Origin of the sequence: Asticcacaulis solisilvae (assembly GCF_052327315.1) — a bacterium.
In the GTDB taxonomy this organism is placed as follows: domain Bacteria; phylum Pseudomonadota; class Alphaproteobacteria; order Caulobacterales; family Caulobacteraceae; genus Asticcacaulis; species Asticcacaulis solisilvae_B.
Map to the genome: position 1 here is coordinate 1,959,542 of NZ_CP166196.1, position 15,375 is coordinate 1,974,916.

Below are 15,375 nucleotides of genomic sequence, written 5' to 3' on the forward strand. Positions count from 1 at the left end.
GCATCTCCCCGTGCGAAGCATGGGGAGGGGGACCGCACGACTGAGCCGCAGGCGAAGGAGATGTGGTGGTGGGGTTTCTTGCTTGCTTTTCAGCCAAGGCGTTTCCAGAGCAAGCAAGAAACCCCACCACCATCCCACTACGCTAAAGCTTCGCGGGACGGTCCCCCTCCCCATTCGTTCCGAACGGGGAGGTACAAGACGGGGAGGTACAAGCGTTACGCGTAATTGAAACTGACCGAAATACGCACGTCCTCCGCAAGGTTGATCGGCACCTCGTGCCTGAGCCAGCTTTCCCACAGCAGCAGCGTGCCGGCGGCCGGCGCGACGGAGGCGAAACTCTGGTGATCGGCGCGCGCATTGGGCTTGCGGCCCGGCGCATTCATCATCAGCCCCAGCCTTGGATCTTCGAACCGCAGGGCGCTGGCGCCGTCGGGCACCGAAACGTAGAAGGTGCCGGAAATGACGCTGTGCGGATGGATATGGCCGGAATGCGTGCCGAGGTTTTCCAGCACGTTGATCCACATATTGTCGAGCTTGGGCTTATGGTCGTAATCGAGCGCGTTGGTGAAGGCCGACACGTGGCCGTCGATAAAGCTTTTGAGATCGGCGAAGACCGGCGCGCGTTGCGGCAGGTCGTTCAACGACGCATAGGAAGTGTAGCCGAGATAGGCCTTCTGTTGCGACCAGTTTTGCCCGGCCTCGTCCTCATCGGCGATGGCGCGGCAGGTATCGTCGAGCTCCTCCAGGAAACTGTCGGCGTCCGGCATTTCGGCGCGGTAGATTTCGGTGACGAAGAGGGGAGTGATCTGGCCGGTTTTCATGCCGCCTGATTAAGCTGTGCCGCCGTGCGCGGCAAGCGGTTTAGAAGACGTCGGCCGCTGGCGTCTGCGGTCCGCGCGGCGGCGCGCCGTACCGGTTGTCGTCCTTGCCGCCCGGGATCACGCACAGGGCGATGGATGTGATGGCAATCGACAGGTTGGCGACGGAATAGCCGAAATGCGGCAGGACGTCGTATCCGAGGTGATTGGATATCCGTAACGTGACTTCGGTGACGACATGCCAGGCGTAAATCAACGCCGGCCACATGGGCAGATTGATATCGTGGCAGCGCCGGGCGGCGGCGCAGACCAGCGGCCATGCCAAAAGGGCGAGCCCCAGATTGGCAGTCTCGAATTGCCAGGCGAAAACGGTGACGCCGCGCGCCAGCAGATGCGTGACGACAAGTTCGGGAACTTGCCACAGTACATATATGCCGAGCAGGACCGGCAGGAAACCAAGCCGCGAAGCGCGTCCCTTAGGTAGCAAAAAATGCCGGAATGAAAGTTTCGCCATGGACTTCCCCTCGATCGCCACCATAGGCAAACGAAAGCGGGGCGGCAATCGCTTGCCGCCCCTTGGGGAGTGTTTCGATTTGCCCCGCGGTTAGCGGAACAGGCTGAGCACAGTGCCCGTCGACTGGTTGGCGATGGACAGAGCCTGGACACCGAGCTGCTGCTTGGTTTGCAGAGCCTGGAGCTTGGCGCTTTCCTTGGCCATGTCGGCGTCGACCAGGTTGCCGATACCGGCCGTGATCGAGTCCTGGAGCTTGCCCACGAACGAAGCGTGGTTGTCCAGGGCCTTCGAGGAAGTACCCAGGCTGGCGAGCGACGACGACACGTTGTTGATGGACGTATCGATCGTGGTCAGCAGGTTCGCCGCCGAAGTGGCCGTCGAGAAGCTGGCAGTAGCCGCCAGGGTCACGACCGAGCCGCCCAGGGACATGTCCTGGCCCGCGACGGTGATCTTGCCCGTGCCATCGGCATTGGCCAGCGCCGTAATATTGGCGTTGGTGCCGTTGACCAGGTTGATGCCGTTGAAGGTGGCGTTCGACAGGGTCTTGGTGATCTGGTCGCGGATCGAGGTGAAGTCGTTGTTCAACGCGGTACGCGACGTGGTGTCGAGCGACGTGTCCGAAGCGGCGAGAGCCTTTTCCTTCAGCTGCGTCAGCATGTCGGAGACCGAAGAGCCGGCCGACATGGCAACATCGACCACCGACGAACCGCGCGAGAGCGAGTCCTTGACGGCGTCGAGCGACGAAACGGTCGCACGTTGCGTTTGAGCGATAGCGTAGGCAGCACCGTCGTCCTTGGCGCTGGCGACCTTCAGGCCCGTGGAAATACGGGTTTGGGTCGACATCAATTCAGACGAGGTAGCGTTCAGGTTCTGCAGCGCGACCATGGCGCCGACATTGGTGTTAACGGAAGACATTCTTCTTCATCCTTCATTTTGAAGTTAGCTTCCGGCATTTTGCTGGAAGCACAAAAACCACATTACAGACCCGGTTTGCTCATTGTGAGCGGTGGGAAACTGTATTGCTGTCCACCAGATTGGCAAAGGTCGCTAAATAAAATTCAAATAATAGTGGATAATGAAAATGGTAAACGTATTTTTACTATAAATTGTACCGGTATTGCGGAATTTTATTGAAAAATTTCAACGATGTGTCGATCGCGTAAGAATCTGGAATTTTTGAAATGAAGCGCGAATCTTCACGGTACGCCGGATGTGGATGGACTTTCGCGGTAGCCGGGTGCACCCTGCCGGCCAAACCCGTTCCGGACCCTCGCCATGTTTGCCTCGCCGGCCTGCCGTCTTTTCGTCATCATGGCGCGCCAGGGCCGCGTCGCCGCCATTTTCCGTCATGACGTCAAAAACCTTACCCGCATGATCCGCTGGGACCTTGAGTCCGACAGCTTTCAGCCCGGGCAATGGTTCAAAGGCACGGTTTTCGACCGGTTCGCCGACCTTTCGCCCCAGGGCGACTATCTGATCTATTATGCCGCAAAGCCGGGGCGGGAGCTGACGCCGCCGGCATGGACCGCCGTCAGCCGCCCACCGTATTTCACGGCGCTGGCCATGTGGCCGCAAACGCGGGTCGGTGCCGGCGGTGGACTGTTCGACGCGGACCGTGCGATCCGATTGAATCATCGTGCGGATGAGATGGACCTGGCGAAGGGGTTTAGGTTGCGGAACGGAATGACTGTCTTGCGGCGGGCCTGGGACGGTTCGGCCGGGCAGGACATGTATCACGAACGCCTGCTGCGCGACGGATGGGGCCTGTCAGATCCGGCGGCGCGCTACAACGCCAATGACAAGATGTCGCCGCTGTACGAAAAGCGGTCGATGGCCGGTGCGGCCTTGCTGATGCAGACGACCCGCGAGGCCGGTCCTCCCGGAAACCGCGACCGGGCGGATTACGAGGTCCTGTCGGCTGATGGTTCGGTCTGGCTGCGGCTGGACAGGACCGACTGGGCCGACTGGGATCAAAACGGCGATCTGCTGGTGTCGCAGAACGGCTGCCTGTTCCGTGCGGCGGCCGCCGACGTGGGGGCGCCGCAGGGGGCCGCGGTGATGCGCTGCGTCGCCGATTTCCGCGACATGGTGTTCGAACCGGTCAAGCCGCCGCCCGCCGCGAAGCATTGGCACTACGAGCAGGCTCCGTGACTACAGCACCTCGGCCCGGAACTTCAGCGTCAGGAAATCGACAAGCGCCCGGATGCGCGCCGTCGCCGACAGGGCCGGGGGCATGACGGCATGGATTTCCGACTGGCCGACCTCGTAATCGGTCAGCACGGCCTCGACCAGACCGGCCTGGACGGCCTCGGCCGCGATGAAGGTCGGCAGGCGCGCCACGCCCAGGCCCGCGATCGCCGCTTTCAGCAGCATGTCGCCATTGTCGGCGCGCAAACGCTGCGGCACCCGGATCGACTTTTCCCGGCCATCGACGACATAGCTCCATACGGCTGTCGGGTTGGCGTTGGCGTAGTAGAGGCCATGATGGTGCGCCAGATCGTCGGGCGTCTTCGGCCGGCCCATTTGTTCGAGATAGGCCGTGGAGGCGACCGTGATGGCGTGGACGCGGCCGAGCCTGCGCGCGATCAGCGCCGAATCCTGAAGCTTGCCGATGCGTATCGCCACATCGAAGCCTTCACGCACCAGGTCGATGCGCTTGTCGGAAAAGCTGATGTCGAAATCGATCTTCGGATGGCTGGCCGCGAATTCCGACAAGGCGCCGGCCAGGTGGCTGACGCCGAAACTCAACGGACCCGTCAGCCGGATCGGTCCGGCGATGTCGGAGACCGAGGCCGCCACCGCTTCGCCGGCGGCTTCCAGATCGGACATGGCGGCCTTGGCGCGCTGATAATAGAGATGGCCGGCGTCGGTCAGTTGCGCGCCGCGCACGTTGCGCGTCAGCAGCCGGGCATTCAAAGCCTCTTCCAGCCGCGACACTTGGCGGCTGACCTTGGATTTGGAGATGCCGAGCCGCTCGGCGGCACGCACGACACTGCCCGTGTCGGCCACGAGAAAGAAGGCCTGGACGTCGGAGAAGTCTACGGCGGGGCGATCCATGGGTAAGCCTATCGTTTCAATTTCTGCAACATAAATGCTCATATTCCGTGGCTTTTTGCAACGATTGGCCTGAGCTATATACAGGTCATCCCGGGGCCACCCCGGCAAGGAGACATCGTCATGACGACGCAAACCGCAACGAAAACCCGCACTGTTGCCCGCCTTGTGCGCGGCCTGCCGACTTCGGACGGCGCGGGCGTCAGGCTCAACCGCGTCATCGGCACCCAGGCGCTGCCGGACGTCGATCCCTTCCTGATGCTCGACGAATTTCGCTCGGACGACCCCAATTCCTATATTGCGGGGTTTCCCGAGCATCCGCACCGCGGCTTCGAGACCATCACCTATATGTTGGCGGGCCGCATGCGCCACAAAGACACGCGCGGCAATGAAGGCCTGCTTGGCCCCGGCGCCGTGCAGTGGATGACGACGGCGCGCGGCCTGCAGCATTCGGAAATGCCCGAGCAGCAAGACGGCCTGATGCAGGGCTTCCAGCTGTGGCTGAACCTGCCGGCAAAGGAAAAGATGCTGGACCCGGTCTATAAGGATATTCCGGCAGCCACCATTCCGGTGATCGCCGGGGCCGGCCACACGATCAAGCTGATCGCCGGCGGGCAATCCGGCATCACCGGTCCGATCGCCTCGCCGACGACGAAGCCCTATATCGCCGACGTGGTTCTGCAGCCGGGCGCCGAGGTCACGCTCGATATCCCCGACAGCCACGCTGGTTTCGCCTACGTCTATGACGGCGCGGCCGATATTGCCGGGACACACGTCGAGAAGACCCAGGCCGCCGTGCTGGCGGGCGAGGGGACCTTGACGCTGACAGCCCAGGCCGCCGAGGCCCGGGTGCTGGTAGTGGCCGGTGCTCCGATCAAGGAACCCATCGTCCGCCACGGCCCGTTCGTCATGAACACCGTCGCCGAAATCCACGAAGCCATCCGCGACTACCAGCGCGGTCTCTTCGACTAGTTTCTTGCGGCTTAATCGCCGCGCACGTCAACGTTTTCATACTGCCAGAATGCCCGCAGCAAACGGGCAAAGGAGACTGTCATGTCTAAAGTCCTGATCATCAAGTCGTCGGCCGCCGGTAACGGCTCGGTTTCCAACCAGCTGATCGACCAGTTCCGCAACTCCTACGCCGCCGGCCACCTCGACGCGACCTTTACCGAGCACGACCTTGGCCGCCATCCGCTGCCGGCCCTGTCGGCCCTGAACCTGGCAGGCTTTGCCGGTACGGCGGCCGAAAGCGCCGATGAGGTGGCCCTGGCCGAGACCTCGGAAAAGCTGGTTTCGGAACTCGAAGCCGCCGACCTGGTCGTCATCGGCGCGCCCATGTACAATTTCGGTGTGACGGCGCTGCTCAAGACCTGGTTCGACTATGTGCTGCGCGCCGGGCGGACCTTCCGCTATACGGAAAACGGCCCGGTAGGGTTGCTCAAGGGCAAGAAGGCCATCGTCATCGAGTCGCGTGGCGGCCTCTATTCCGAAGGCCCGGCCGCCGTCATGGACAGCCAGGAGCCGCACATCCGCACAATGCTGGGCTTCGCAGGCATCACCGACGTGACCTTCGTCCGCGCTGAAAAGCTGGCCTTCGGGGCCGACGCGCGCGACGCGGCGATCCTGGCGGCGGGCAATGACCTGGGCCAACTGGCCGCAGCGGCGTAAGTCTTATACACGTCCTCGTTCAAAGCGCATTCCGGTCGTCCGATCGGGATGCGCTTTTTGCTTTTTGACAGACCTACTTGCCGAATATCTTGCCCAATATCCCGGAGAGCCATTGTGCGGAGCGACCCGGTGACGTGTTGGACGGTGCCTCGGATTCGGGGGTCTGATGACTCTCGGTCGCCGTGCCTTCGTCGTATTCCCAGGCCTCCTCGTCTTCGAGGTCTTGTCCGTACCATTTCTCCACGAACGCACGCAGGCTGTCAGCATAGGGCAGGCGTTCGTCGGTCTCATGATCCCAGATATAGACCGCGTCACTTACAATCCGCCCCTCCGGTGAGATCGGGAAGAAGGCAAGGTCGCCACCCCCCAACTCGCCGAAGATTATCATGGCATCGAAAGACGCATACAGATCGGCGAAACCTTCTGTGCCGCGCATTTCCTGATTGATTGTTCTTATCCGGTCCACCGGACGGATGCCGTCATGGTAGGCGTCCCCGATACCGTCGCTTTCTCGCAGCAGCGACCACAACTCCGCTGGAATGGTGATCCCGAACTCGGCTTCCAGAGCTGCGATCGACGCCTCCGTTGCGCCGTCGGCGAACTTGCAGTCGGGACATACACTTTCGACCAGGTCTCGCCACGAGATAGGCTGAGCATCATCGGGAGCGGCGGAGGACAAGACCTTCAGCGACGAGATATGACCGCCGGGTGTCCGGAGCAACTGTTCGACGAGCTTGTCGCGGGCCTCAAGTCCGCCGGAAACCAGCGACGCCGTCTGCTCGGGCGTCAGAAGCTTGACACAATAGATGTCGAGGCGGCCGAAGGGCATGCCTTCGACGCGCGCAGGGCGTCCTGCCACCGGCGCATTGATCAGGCAGCCGATCGTTCCATCCGGGGTCGCCCATTCAGGGGGAAGCGCGTCTTCAAGAGGCAGTTCCATCGACAGGATACCGTAGCGATCGATACGGGCGGAAAGACCGCCGGCATTGGCGACGTTTTGCGCCAGCATTTCGATCAGCTCAAAGGCCCAGCTCTCGCGTAGGGTGTCGAAGTCCGCGCCGGCCAGTTCGGGCGCTTCGATATAGACCTCGCAGCCGAAACCCTGCTGGTCGGTGATGTCCGTGCCGACGAACGGATCGGACAAGCCGTCCGACGCGATGATCAGGCTGCCTTCCGGGCGCACCACGCGATAGGCTTGCCGCGTGTTCGGCCATTCGGGGGCGCCCATGAACTGCGGGTTGACCAGGTAGGTAATGACGTCGCTGTCGCTGGGACCGATGGCGTCCCAGTAGCCCCTAAGCGTCGCATATCCTGCTTCGATACGCGGATCGTCTTCCGCAATGATCCCGTCGTCGGCCATGTGTATTCCCCCTGCAAATTATTGTTTCCGGCAGTCCGGCATGGATAAGGCCCCCGCCGGGCAGGCGGGGTTGCTTTGATCAGAAAAGGTCGGCGGGTTTCGGCGGCTTCGCCCCCGGCGGCGGGCCGAAGCGGTTCGGTCCCTTGTTGCCAGGGATGATCATCAGGGCAAGCTCTTCCAGCAGCACGACGGCCAGGATGATCAGAATCCCGAATACCCCGTTCGTCATGCCATGATAGGCGATGGGCGAGGGCTGGTTGAAGATGGCGGGCGGATCGAGATTGAGAAACGAGGCGGTGTTCCCGACGATCCCGGCGCCCAGGACCAGGGCCACGGGCGCGGCCAGGTATGCGGTCACGCCGATATCGTGCAGCCGCCGGGTGGCCCAGTGCAGGCGCAGGGCGAACAGGAACATGAAAAGGGTCCGCAGCAGGGTGTCCAGCCAGTCCGGAGGTGTTTCCGGCTCCAGCCGGAAATCCAGGAACAGGTAGATATTCACCAGCATGACGAACAGGAGATACAGCCGCCGCGACATGCGGCGCGGCGATATCAGCAGGCTGAGAAACGCGTTGACACTCTCGGGCACGGTGACGGCTTACTCCACCACCTTGCAGTCTTCGCCGTTGAGGTGCCGCGAATAGGCGTCGACCAGCGCCGTATACGGCGGCACGAAGCTCGACGCCGCCAGAACCGTACCGTCGGAGAGGGTTTCCGACTGGGCGACGCGGATTTCGAAATGCAGATGGATGGTCGTGTGCTGCGGCACGCCGTTCGATGTGCCGAAATTGTCCGAGACCAGCCCAATCTTCTGGCCGCGCACCACGTGATCGCCGACCTTGACCTTCAGCGTGCCGGCATCGAGGTGCAGGTAGCGGAAGATGCGGTGCGGCGTGTCGGTGCCGGTCAGGGCGACCGTGTACGACCCGACCTGGGTGATGGTGCCGTCTTCGACCGCGATCGCCCAATAGGTCTTGGCCTTGCAGGTCTGCGGACGGATGTCCTGGCCCTGGTGGCCCTGGCCGGACTTGCACATGACGTTCGACCACGAGCGCGCCTCGCAGAAATTGTCGTGCCACGGATACGAATAGTTCTTGCTGTCGCACTGGCTGCCGGAGGCGTGGCCGTACGACGGATAGTGGTCGCCGCCGGGGCTGTAGACCTGGCTGTTGGCATAGGCGGCCGTGGCGGCGATCGGGAAGCAGATGCCCGGCGCCCAGTTCGACGTGTCCGTATAGCCCTGGCCGGAACCCGAAACGAGTTGCGTCGCCGGATCATGCGGGAAGTCGATCGCCGCGACGGAGGATGAGGATTCCGCCGACGAGGACGTTTCCGCCGAGGCGGAGGCGCTGTCCGAAACGCTTTCGGACGCGGTCTCCGATGCGGCCTCCGACGCCGGGGCGGCCACGCTGCTGGTGTCATTGCCGGACGGCGGCATCAACTGGTCGCAACCGGAAAGCGCCGCCAGAAGGGGGGCGAGGGCGAAGAGGGGGATAAGGACCGGTTTGCGCATGATCAGCCTCCCTTTTTCGCCGAGAAGGTCTTGCCGAGCTGGTCGAACAGGCTTGGGGAAACCTGGACCTTGGCGGGCGCCTTGGCCTCGGTCTGCGCCTGGGCGCCGACCGAGACGTCCGTGAACTCGGCGATGGCCTTGCGCAGGTATGTGTCCGACGTGCAGTCGGCGCTGGCTGTGTCGTCGCACGACAGGTCGATGCTGTAGACGACGCCGTAGCGCGTGAAGGTCGCCGTCCAGCCGTCCTCGGTCTGCGAAATGCGGATGTCTTCGGGCACGCCGGCCAGCCGGACGACGGGGCGCGACGAGATGGCGCCCTTGTCGGCCTGGACGAAGGAGCGGTTGCCGTACATGGTCAGCTGCGTGCCCTTGGGTTGCGGCATGTTGAGCGCATAGGCGTCGCCGAAGCTCAGGAGTTTGGCCTTGGCGGTGTTGATCAGGCCGGAGCGCGGCAGGACGACCGGCAGGCGGATCTGGTCGAGCTGCGCCTTGGGCAGTTTCAGCGCCAGGCTGTCGGGGCGGCGGATCTGGGCATTGCGCGCCTGGCTTTGCAGGGCGGCCTGCCATTGCACAGGCGCGGGCGGCAGGGCGCGGCGCAGCAGGATGGGCGCCGGTTTCGCGGCTGCCGCCTGCGAGGGTGCCGTCGAGGCCGCGATCGGCCGGGCGCCGGTGGCGGCTGTATTTGCCGTCTGGCTCTGGCCATGGCTTTTTTGCGCGGACACAACCGCGATAACGGCTGCGAGCGCACAGGCGACGACGGCGAACTGCGCCAGCCGGTCCGGCTTCTTTCGGTGCTGCGTCATGCCGCCCCCCTTTGATCCCGGCGCGACATTAACCTATGATAACCATGTTCGCAACGCGGGACGGGGTGACTGTTTTGACATTTTGGGCCCCTGGACTTAGGTTCCGGTGTGGAAAATGGGGGCAAGATGAAAAGAGGGATAGGCCTGTTTCTGGCTATTGCCGTTTTGGCGGCAATAGGCGGCTTTGCAGCCTTACGGCTGGCGCCGCAGAAGGCGCAGCCCGCGGCGGATAAGACTTTGAAGCTGGAATATATGGAATATGTTTCGGCCCGAAAGGTCATCCTCGGCTACGGCTGGAAACCTGTATCCGGCCCGTGCATGCAGGTGGATGACAAGACCTGCGCGGCTTTCCCGGAAATCGGGTCATGTGCGGCGGTCGATCCGGGCGAGTGCGGCATGGTGTTTGTCAGACAGGACCGGTGCCTGTACCTGACGACGACCGGAGGGCAGCCCGATCCCAGCGGACCGGGTGACACGCAGGTCGAAGACGTAAGTTTCCGCTCGGGACCGTGCTCTAAGACCTGACGGTTCGAGTGCGACCGATAGGACCACTCCGGCTAGTTCAGGATGTCCTTGTCGAACCCGGCCAGGCTATACAAGACATAGTCGCCCTTGTACGTGCCTTCGCCGATCGCGCCGCGGCCGAGCGCGACCGCCTGGCCTTCGGCATCGACGACCGGCGCGCCTGAAAAGCCCGAAAAATCGGCAATCACATCGATCGGCTTGACGACCATATAGCCGTTGTCGCTGCCGAGATAGGTGACGCGATAGGTCGTCTGGTGGCAGGCCTCGTCGGAATAGAGGCAGCCCATGATGAAGAGCGTATCGCCGACCTTCGGCGCGCTGTCGGCCAGCTTAAGGACCGATATGCCGGGCGACATTGTTCCGGCCTCGAGTGAGAGCGCGACGCGGTCTATATCGAGATTGTCGTTCGGCGTCACAAGCTGGCGGGCGCGGGCCACGACCGAGCGCGTGCCGGGGACGAAGAACAGCCATTCCTTGAGCTGGGTATTGACCGCGCTCGGCTTGACAGGCGGCACAACGCCCATGTCTTCGCCCAGCATGTGCTTGACGGTCACGGCATAGGTCCGGCCCCGGACGTCAAGCATGAAGGCCGAAGCGCCGGCGGCTTCCTGGCCGGTCCTGAAGCGAATGATGTTGCGCAGCAGGACCTGGGTCCGGGTGACGGTGGGGGCGGGGGGCGTCACGGCGACGGCCGGTGATGCGGACATCAAAAGCAGGGCCGCGGCCGTCAGGCTTTTCAGCTTCATCGATCGGCTCCCCGGAAATCGCCTCCTCCGCCTATAGCCGGTTTCCGGAGGCGCGCATAGGATTGATGCGTGTGCATAGGTCTCCTCCCCATTTTAATGGGGAGGAGACTCTGGCCTTATTGCAGTTCGAACGTCGCCGAGACGGTCACGCTTTCCTGCAGGTCGCCTGTAGCGACGGGGGTCGATTCATCCGCCGCCTTGAAGCGCGCGGCCATCATCGGCATCGGCGGACGCACGACGTTCGGGCTGCCTTCCTCGATATTGAGGATGCGCTTGACCTTCAGGCCGGCCGCCGCCGCGTAAAGTTGCGCCCGCTGCTGCAAGGTCGCCACGGCTTGCTGGCGCGCCTGGTCGAGCACGGCGTCGTCGTTCTTCAGGCCGAAATTGATCTGGTCGATCTGGTTGATGCCGGCCTTGATGACGGCGTCGATCACCGGGCCGGTCTGGTTAAGGTCGTTGACGCGCACCGTAATCTGGTCGCGCGCCTCATAGCCCGTCAACTGCGGCGGCTGGTTGTTGTTGTAGACGTACTGCGGATTGAGGTTGAGGCTGGACGTCCGGATATCCTTGGCGGCAATGCCGGCGGTCTTCAGAGCGGCCAGCACGGCATTCATGCGGGCATTGTTGGCCTTCATGGCGTCGGACGCCGTCTTGCCCTGCGTCACCACGGCAAAACCGATGGTCGCCATGTCGGGCGTGGCGCTGACCTGGCCGGTGGCGCTGAGACTGAGCGTCGTCGGCATCATCATCGGCGGCGAGGGCAGGGTGTCGGCGGCGAACGCCATCGGTGCGGCGAACAGGGACGCGGCGACAGCCAGGGCGGTGGTGGCTTTCAGCAGGCGCGGGGTCGTCATGATAATCTCTCTCCGTATGTCGGCGCGGTTCCGGTTTCGGAACCGTCGCGATCTGCCACCCTTAATGGCGCTTCGCGGCTGAACGGCGGCTGAATGGCGGTATTGGCGTCCCGTTTATAAAATTCAGGGGGTGGCCACATGGCTTTTTTATACGCCGGACGGTGAATTGGTGGTCCCATACTTTTCAAGAGACCGTCCTTCCTCCGGCGGTCTCTTTTTTTGTGCCCGGCCGGGCGGGAGGAGAGCGCGGCCTGGGGATAAATCAGGTCCGGGACTGCGAACCACATCGCCTTTTTATTTCTCGCCGGGCTAACCTGTGCTTGCGTCGGTCACCGGCGCAAAGATGCCCGGGCGCCATTCATCGCCCCCCCCTAGCCTTGGCGTCCGGGCTTCTTTCCTCCTGCTGCAATCCGGCCGAAAGGCCGGTTTTTTTATGCCTTTGCGGCGATTTCAGTGGGTCGGCTGTTACCAAGTGTTATCGGGGGTGCGATTGACAGATGTCAGCCGTGAAATATGCTTTGGCGCACCAATAGGTGTAGTGCGTTCCCGGCGGGCACCCCGGCGTCTATCGCAATATCGACAAGCGTTCGCGGGCTGCGAAGCCGCACAGGACCGTCGGCCTGCAAATTCCGTTTACAACGATAATCAGCACACTGGGGTGAGGACATGGCAGTCAATTATACAGGGACCAACGGCCAGGCCGGCCAGAATGGCGCGAACGGCGCCGACGCCGCCTCAGCGACGCTTGCGGCCGGAACAGGCCAGCCCGGCGGCGCCGGCGGAAACGGTCAGGATATCGATCATGCCCTGACGCCGGGCGACCTGACCGGATCGAATATCGCCATCACGGCACACGGCGGCTCGGGCGGTTCCGGCGGCAAGGCCGGGGCGGCCGGCAACGAAGTCAGCGAATCCACCACGACCCTGGTCGATCCGCCGGTCGATGGCGGCGACAAGCCGGAATATACCACCACGACTGTGTGGAGCCCGGCGGCCGACGGCCAGCCCGGCGGCGTGGGCGGCATGGGCGGCGATGGGCAGCTCAGCCTCGACGGCCTGCACGCCACGGCTTCGTACCTGACGCTGAGCGCGGTCAGCGGCAACGGCGGCAATGGCGGCAGTGGCGGTACGGGATCGCCCGGCCACCCCAGTTCCTTCTATTATGACTCGGCCGTCGGCACCGGCGCGCCGGACTACAATCCGCGTATCATCGACGACCAGGGCGGATATGGCGGCAATGGCGGCGCTGGCGGCAACGGCGCGGCCGCGGGCCTGGCCGAAGTCGCGATCGATGGCGCGAACCTGACGGTCGGCACGGTCACACTGACCGCGACGGGCGGTAACGGCGGCAATGGCGGAAACGGCCGCGACGGCGCAAACGGTGGCGCGGGCCACAATGGCGACGGCGCTGGCGATGGCGGAGCCGGCGGCAACGGCGGGGCAGGCGGCGACGCCACGGTCAGCGTGACCGACACGGCCTTCAGCCATATCGGCAATTTCCACGTCCAGGCGACGTCCGGCAATGGCGGCGACGGCGCATCGGGCGGCGGCAGCGGCTACGGGGTCGACTACGTGACCCTCAGCTATCCCGACAAGTTCGCCGACCCCACCTTTGTCAATCTCGGCACGGCGGGCGCGGCCGGCAATGGCGGCGCGGCCGGTAATGTCGACATCGATATTTCCAACGATACCTTCACGGGTGCGGCCGGTGACAACACCGCCTTCCATTTCGGCGTTTCGGTCCAGGCCGGCAGCGGCGGCACGGGCGGGGAGGGCGGATTCCAGTATACGGACTGGGATTTCGACGGCGACGGCAACCCGATCCTTTCCGGCCACGACCTGGCCGACGGGGCGCAAGGGGCTGACGGCGCGGTCCATATCGTCATCGCGGGCAATACCTTCGACGGTGGCGCGGGTGTGGGCAACACCTTCGTCGTCGACGGCGGCCTGGCGGCGACGGTCGACCTGGGGGCGCATACGCTCAGCTTCGGCTACGGCGACAACACCATCACCGGCTTCGAGAACGTCACCGGCGGCGACGCGGCTGACCACATCACCGGTGACGGCGGCGCCAATGTGCTCGTTGGCGGGGCGGGCGCGGACCTGATTTCCGGCGGCGCGGGCAATGATACGCTCGACGGCGGCACGGGCAGCGACACGATGTATGGCGGGGCGGGCAACGACTTCTACTATGTCGACTCCGCCAGCGACGTGGCGTCCGAAGAATCGACCGGCGCGGGTGTCGATGATGGCGGCGGGGTCGACCGCGTGCTGTCGAGCGTCAGCTATACGCTGGGCAATTTCATCGAGAACCTGAACCTGCTGGGCGTCGGCTATCTCGACGGCACCGGCAACGGCATCAACAATTCGCTGAACGGCAATGCCGGCAACAACCACCTGTGGGGCATGGCCGGCACCGACCTGCTGAACGGTAATGCGGGCGATGACAGCCTCTATGGCGGCGACGGCGACGACACGCTGAACGGCGGCGCGGACACCGACCGGCTCAGCGGCGACGCCGGGGCCGATTCGCTGAACGGCGGCGACGGTTCGGATACGCTTTACGGTGGCCAGGGCTACGACACGCTCGACGGCGGCACGGGCGCGGATACGATGTATGGCGGGGCCGGCAACGACACCTACTATGTCGACAATATCGGCGACGTGGTGTCGGAAGAATCGACCGGGGCCGGCATCAATGACGGCGGCGGCGACCGGGTCATGTCGACCATCAGCTATACACTGGGCAACTTCATCGAGAACCTGAACCTGCTGGGCAGCGCCGATATCAACGGCACGGGCAATAACAGCATCGGCAACGGGCTGAACGGCAACAGCGGCAACAATGTGCTGTCGGGCCTGGGCGGGAATGATACGCTCAATGGCGCAGACAGCAACGATACGCTGATCGGCGGGCAGGGCAATGATGTGCTCAACGGCGGCAATGGCGCCGACACCTTCGTCTTCGCCGCGGCCAACTTCGCCAACGGCCTCGATACCGTCCAGGACTTCGTCCACGGCACCGATGTCCTGCGGTTCACCGGCGACGACTACGGCTTCACGGCGGGCCATGTCCTGAGCGCATCCGAATTCACCGCCGGCAGCGCCGCCGTCGGCACCTCGGCCCAGTTCATCTGGGATGCGGTGACCCACACGCTTTACTGGGACGACGACGGCACGGGCGTCGATGCTGCTGTTGCCATCGCCACCTTCAATACCGGAGCGACGGTGACCGCGAGCGACCTGACCTTCGTCTAGCCGCTTGGTGCGCGGCGCATCTATGCAATGCCCCTTCCGTCATCTTCGGCCGCGAGCGGCCTTGATGCCACCTTCCCCGCTTCGCAGGGAAGGAACTATATGATATTATTTGCTTAATTCCTTCCCCGTTTACGGGGAAGGTGGCTGCGAAGCGTAGCGAAGCAGACGGAAGGGGGAAGCCGAATGAAGCAAAAGGCCTTTATGCTTCCACCATATTTCATCCCGATCTGGATACTTCCTTCCCCGTTTACGGGGTGGCTGCAAA

General features: G+C 63.5%; 15 protein-coding genes. 5 read left to right on the forward strand and 10 right to left on the reverse strand.

Going from position 1 to position 15,375, the window contains the following annotated elements; translation table 11 throughout:
• Positions 1–215 precede the first annotated feature (215 nt).
• From AB8717_RS09150 to AB8717_RS09160, 3 genes are all read right to left on the reverse strand, one after another.
• Positions 216–821 (reverse strand): TIGR02466 family protein, encoded by a 606-nt coding sequence (locus AB8717_RS09150; protein WP_443750721.1) that lies wholly within the window; start codon positions 819–821, stop codon positions 216–218.
• Positions 822–861: 40 nt separating this feature from the next.
• Complete coding sequence (locus AB8717_RS09155) at positions 862–1,332, reverse strand: DUF805 domain-containing protein (RefSeq protein ID WP_443750722.1); 471 nt, start codon at positions 1,330–1,332, stop codon at positions 862–864.
• 90 nt (positions 1,333–1,422) lie between these two features.
• On the reverse strand, positions 1,423–2,247 hold the full coding sequence (locus AB8717_RS09160; RefSeq protein ID WP_443750723.1) for a flagellin: 825 nt from the start codon (positions 2,245–2,247) through the stop codon (positions 1,423–1,425).
• Positions 2,248–2,607: 360 nt separating this feature from the next.
• On the opposite strand from AB8717_RS09160, the gene AB8717_RS09165 reads away from it, so the two are divergent.
• Positions 2,608–3,483: a hypothetical protein gene (locus tag AB8717_RS09165; RefSeq protein ID WP_443750724.1), complete on the forward strand. Its 876-nt coding sequence runs from the start codon at positions 2,608–2,610 to the stop codon at positions 3,481–3,483.
• Here AB8717_RS09165 and AB8717_RS09170 read toward each other — a convergent pair whose 3' ends face one another.
• On the reverse strand, positions 3,484–4,389 hold the full coding sequence (locus tag AB8717_RS09170) for a LysR family transcriptional regulator (protein ID WP_443750725.1): 906 nt from the start codon (positions 4,387–4,389) through the stop codon (positions 3,484–3,486).
• A gap of 120 nt (positions 4,390–4,509) precedes the next feature.
• On the opposite strand from AB8717_RS09170, the gene AB8717_RS09175 reads away from it, so the two are divergent.
• Positions 4,510–5,358 (forward strand): pirin family protein, encoded by an 849-nt coding sequence (locus tag AB8717_RS09175; protein ID WP_443750726.1) that lies wholly within the window; start codon positions 4,510–4,512, stop codon positions 5,356–5,358.
• Positions 5,359–5,439: 81 nt separating this feature from the next.
• On the forward strand, positions 5,440–6,054 hold the full coding sequence (locus tag AB8717_RS09180; RefSeq protein WP_443750727.1) for an FMN-dependent NADH-azoreductase: 615 nt from the start codon (positions 5,440–5,442) through the stop codon (positions 6,052–6,054).
• A gap of 73 nt (positions 6,055–6,127) precedes the next feature.
• Here AB8717_RS09180 and AB8717_RS09185 read toward each other — a convergent pair whose 3' ends face one another.
• The 4 genes from AB8717_RS09185 to AB8717_RS09200 form a co-directional block, all read right to left on the reverse strand.
• A complete protein-coding gene (locus tag AB8717_RS09185; RefSeq protein ID WP_443750728.1) occupies positions 6,128–7,414 on the reverse strand; it encodes an SMI1/KNR4 family protein in 1,287 nt (428 codons plus the stop codon).
• Positions 7,415–7,493: 79 nt separating this feature from the next.
• Complete coding sequence (locus tag AB8717_RS09190) at positions 7,494–8,000, reverse strand: DUF805 domain-containing protein (protein ID WP_443750729.1); 507 nt, start codon at positions 7,998–8,000, stop codon at positions 7,494–7,496.
• Between the two features lie 9 nt (positions 8,001–8,009).
• Entirely contained in the window at positions 8,010–8,924 is a 915-nt protein-coding gene (locus AB8717_RS09195) for a M23 family metallopeptidase (protein WP_443750730.1), read from the reverse strand.
• A 2-nt stretch (positions 8,925–8,926) separates the two neighbouring features.
• Entirely contained in the window at positions 8,927–9,727 is an 801-nt protein-coding gene (locus tag AB8717_RS09200; RefSeq protein WP_443750731.1) for a hypothetical protein, read from the reverse strand.
• 126 nt (positions 9,728–9,853) lie between these two features.
• On the opposite strand from AB8717_RS09200, the gene AB8717_RS09205 reads away from it, so the two are divergent.
• Positions 9,854–10,252, forward strand: coding sequence for a hypothetical protein (locus tag AB8717_RS09205; protein WP_443750732.1), 399 nt, complete (start codon positions 9,854–9,856; stop codon positions 10,250–10,252).
• Positions 10,253–10,284: 32 nt separating this feature from the next.
• Here AB8717_RS09205 and AB8717_RS09210 read toward each other — a convergent pair whose 3' ends face one another.
• Together AB8717_RS09210 and AB8717_RS09215 are read right to left on the reverse strand one after the other, a co-directional pair.
• Positions 10,285–10,998 carry a trypsin-like peptidase domain-containing protein gene (locus tag AB8717_RS09210; protein WP_443750733.1) on the reverse strand — a complete coding sequence of 238 codons (714 nt, stop codon included), beginning with the start codon at positions 10,996–10,998 and terminating at the stop codon, positions 10,285–10,287.
• Positions 10,999–11,114: 116 nt separating this feature from the next.
• Positions 11,115–11,852, reverse strand: coding sequence for an SIMPL domain-containing protein (locus AB8717_RS09215; protein ID WP_443750734.1), 738 nt, complete (start codon positions 11,850–11,852; stop codon positions 11,115–11,117).
• A 666-nt stretch (positions 11,853–12,518) separates the two neighbouring features.
• Between AB8717_RS09215 and AB8717_RS09220 the strand changes: the two genes are divergently transcribed.
• A complete protein-coding gene (locus tag AB8717_RS09220) occupies positions 12,519–15,110 on the forward strand; it encodes a calcium-binding protein (RefSeq protein WP_443750735.1) in 2,592 nt (863 codons plus the stop codon).
• The last annotated feature ends 265 nt before the right edge of the window (positions 15,111–15,375 follow it).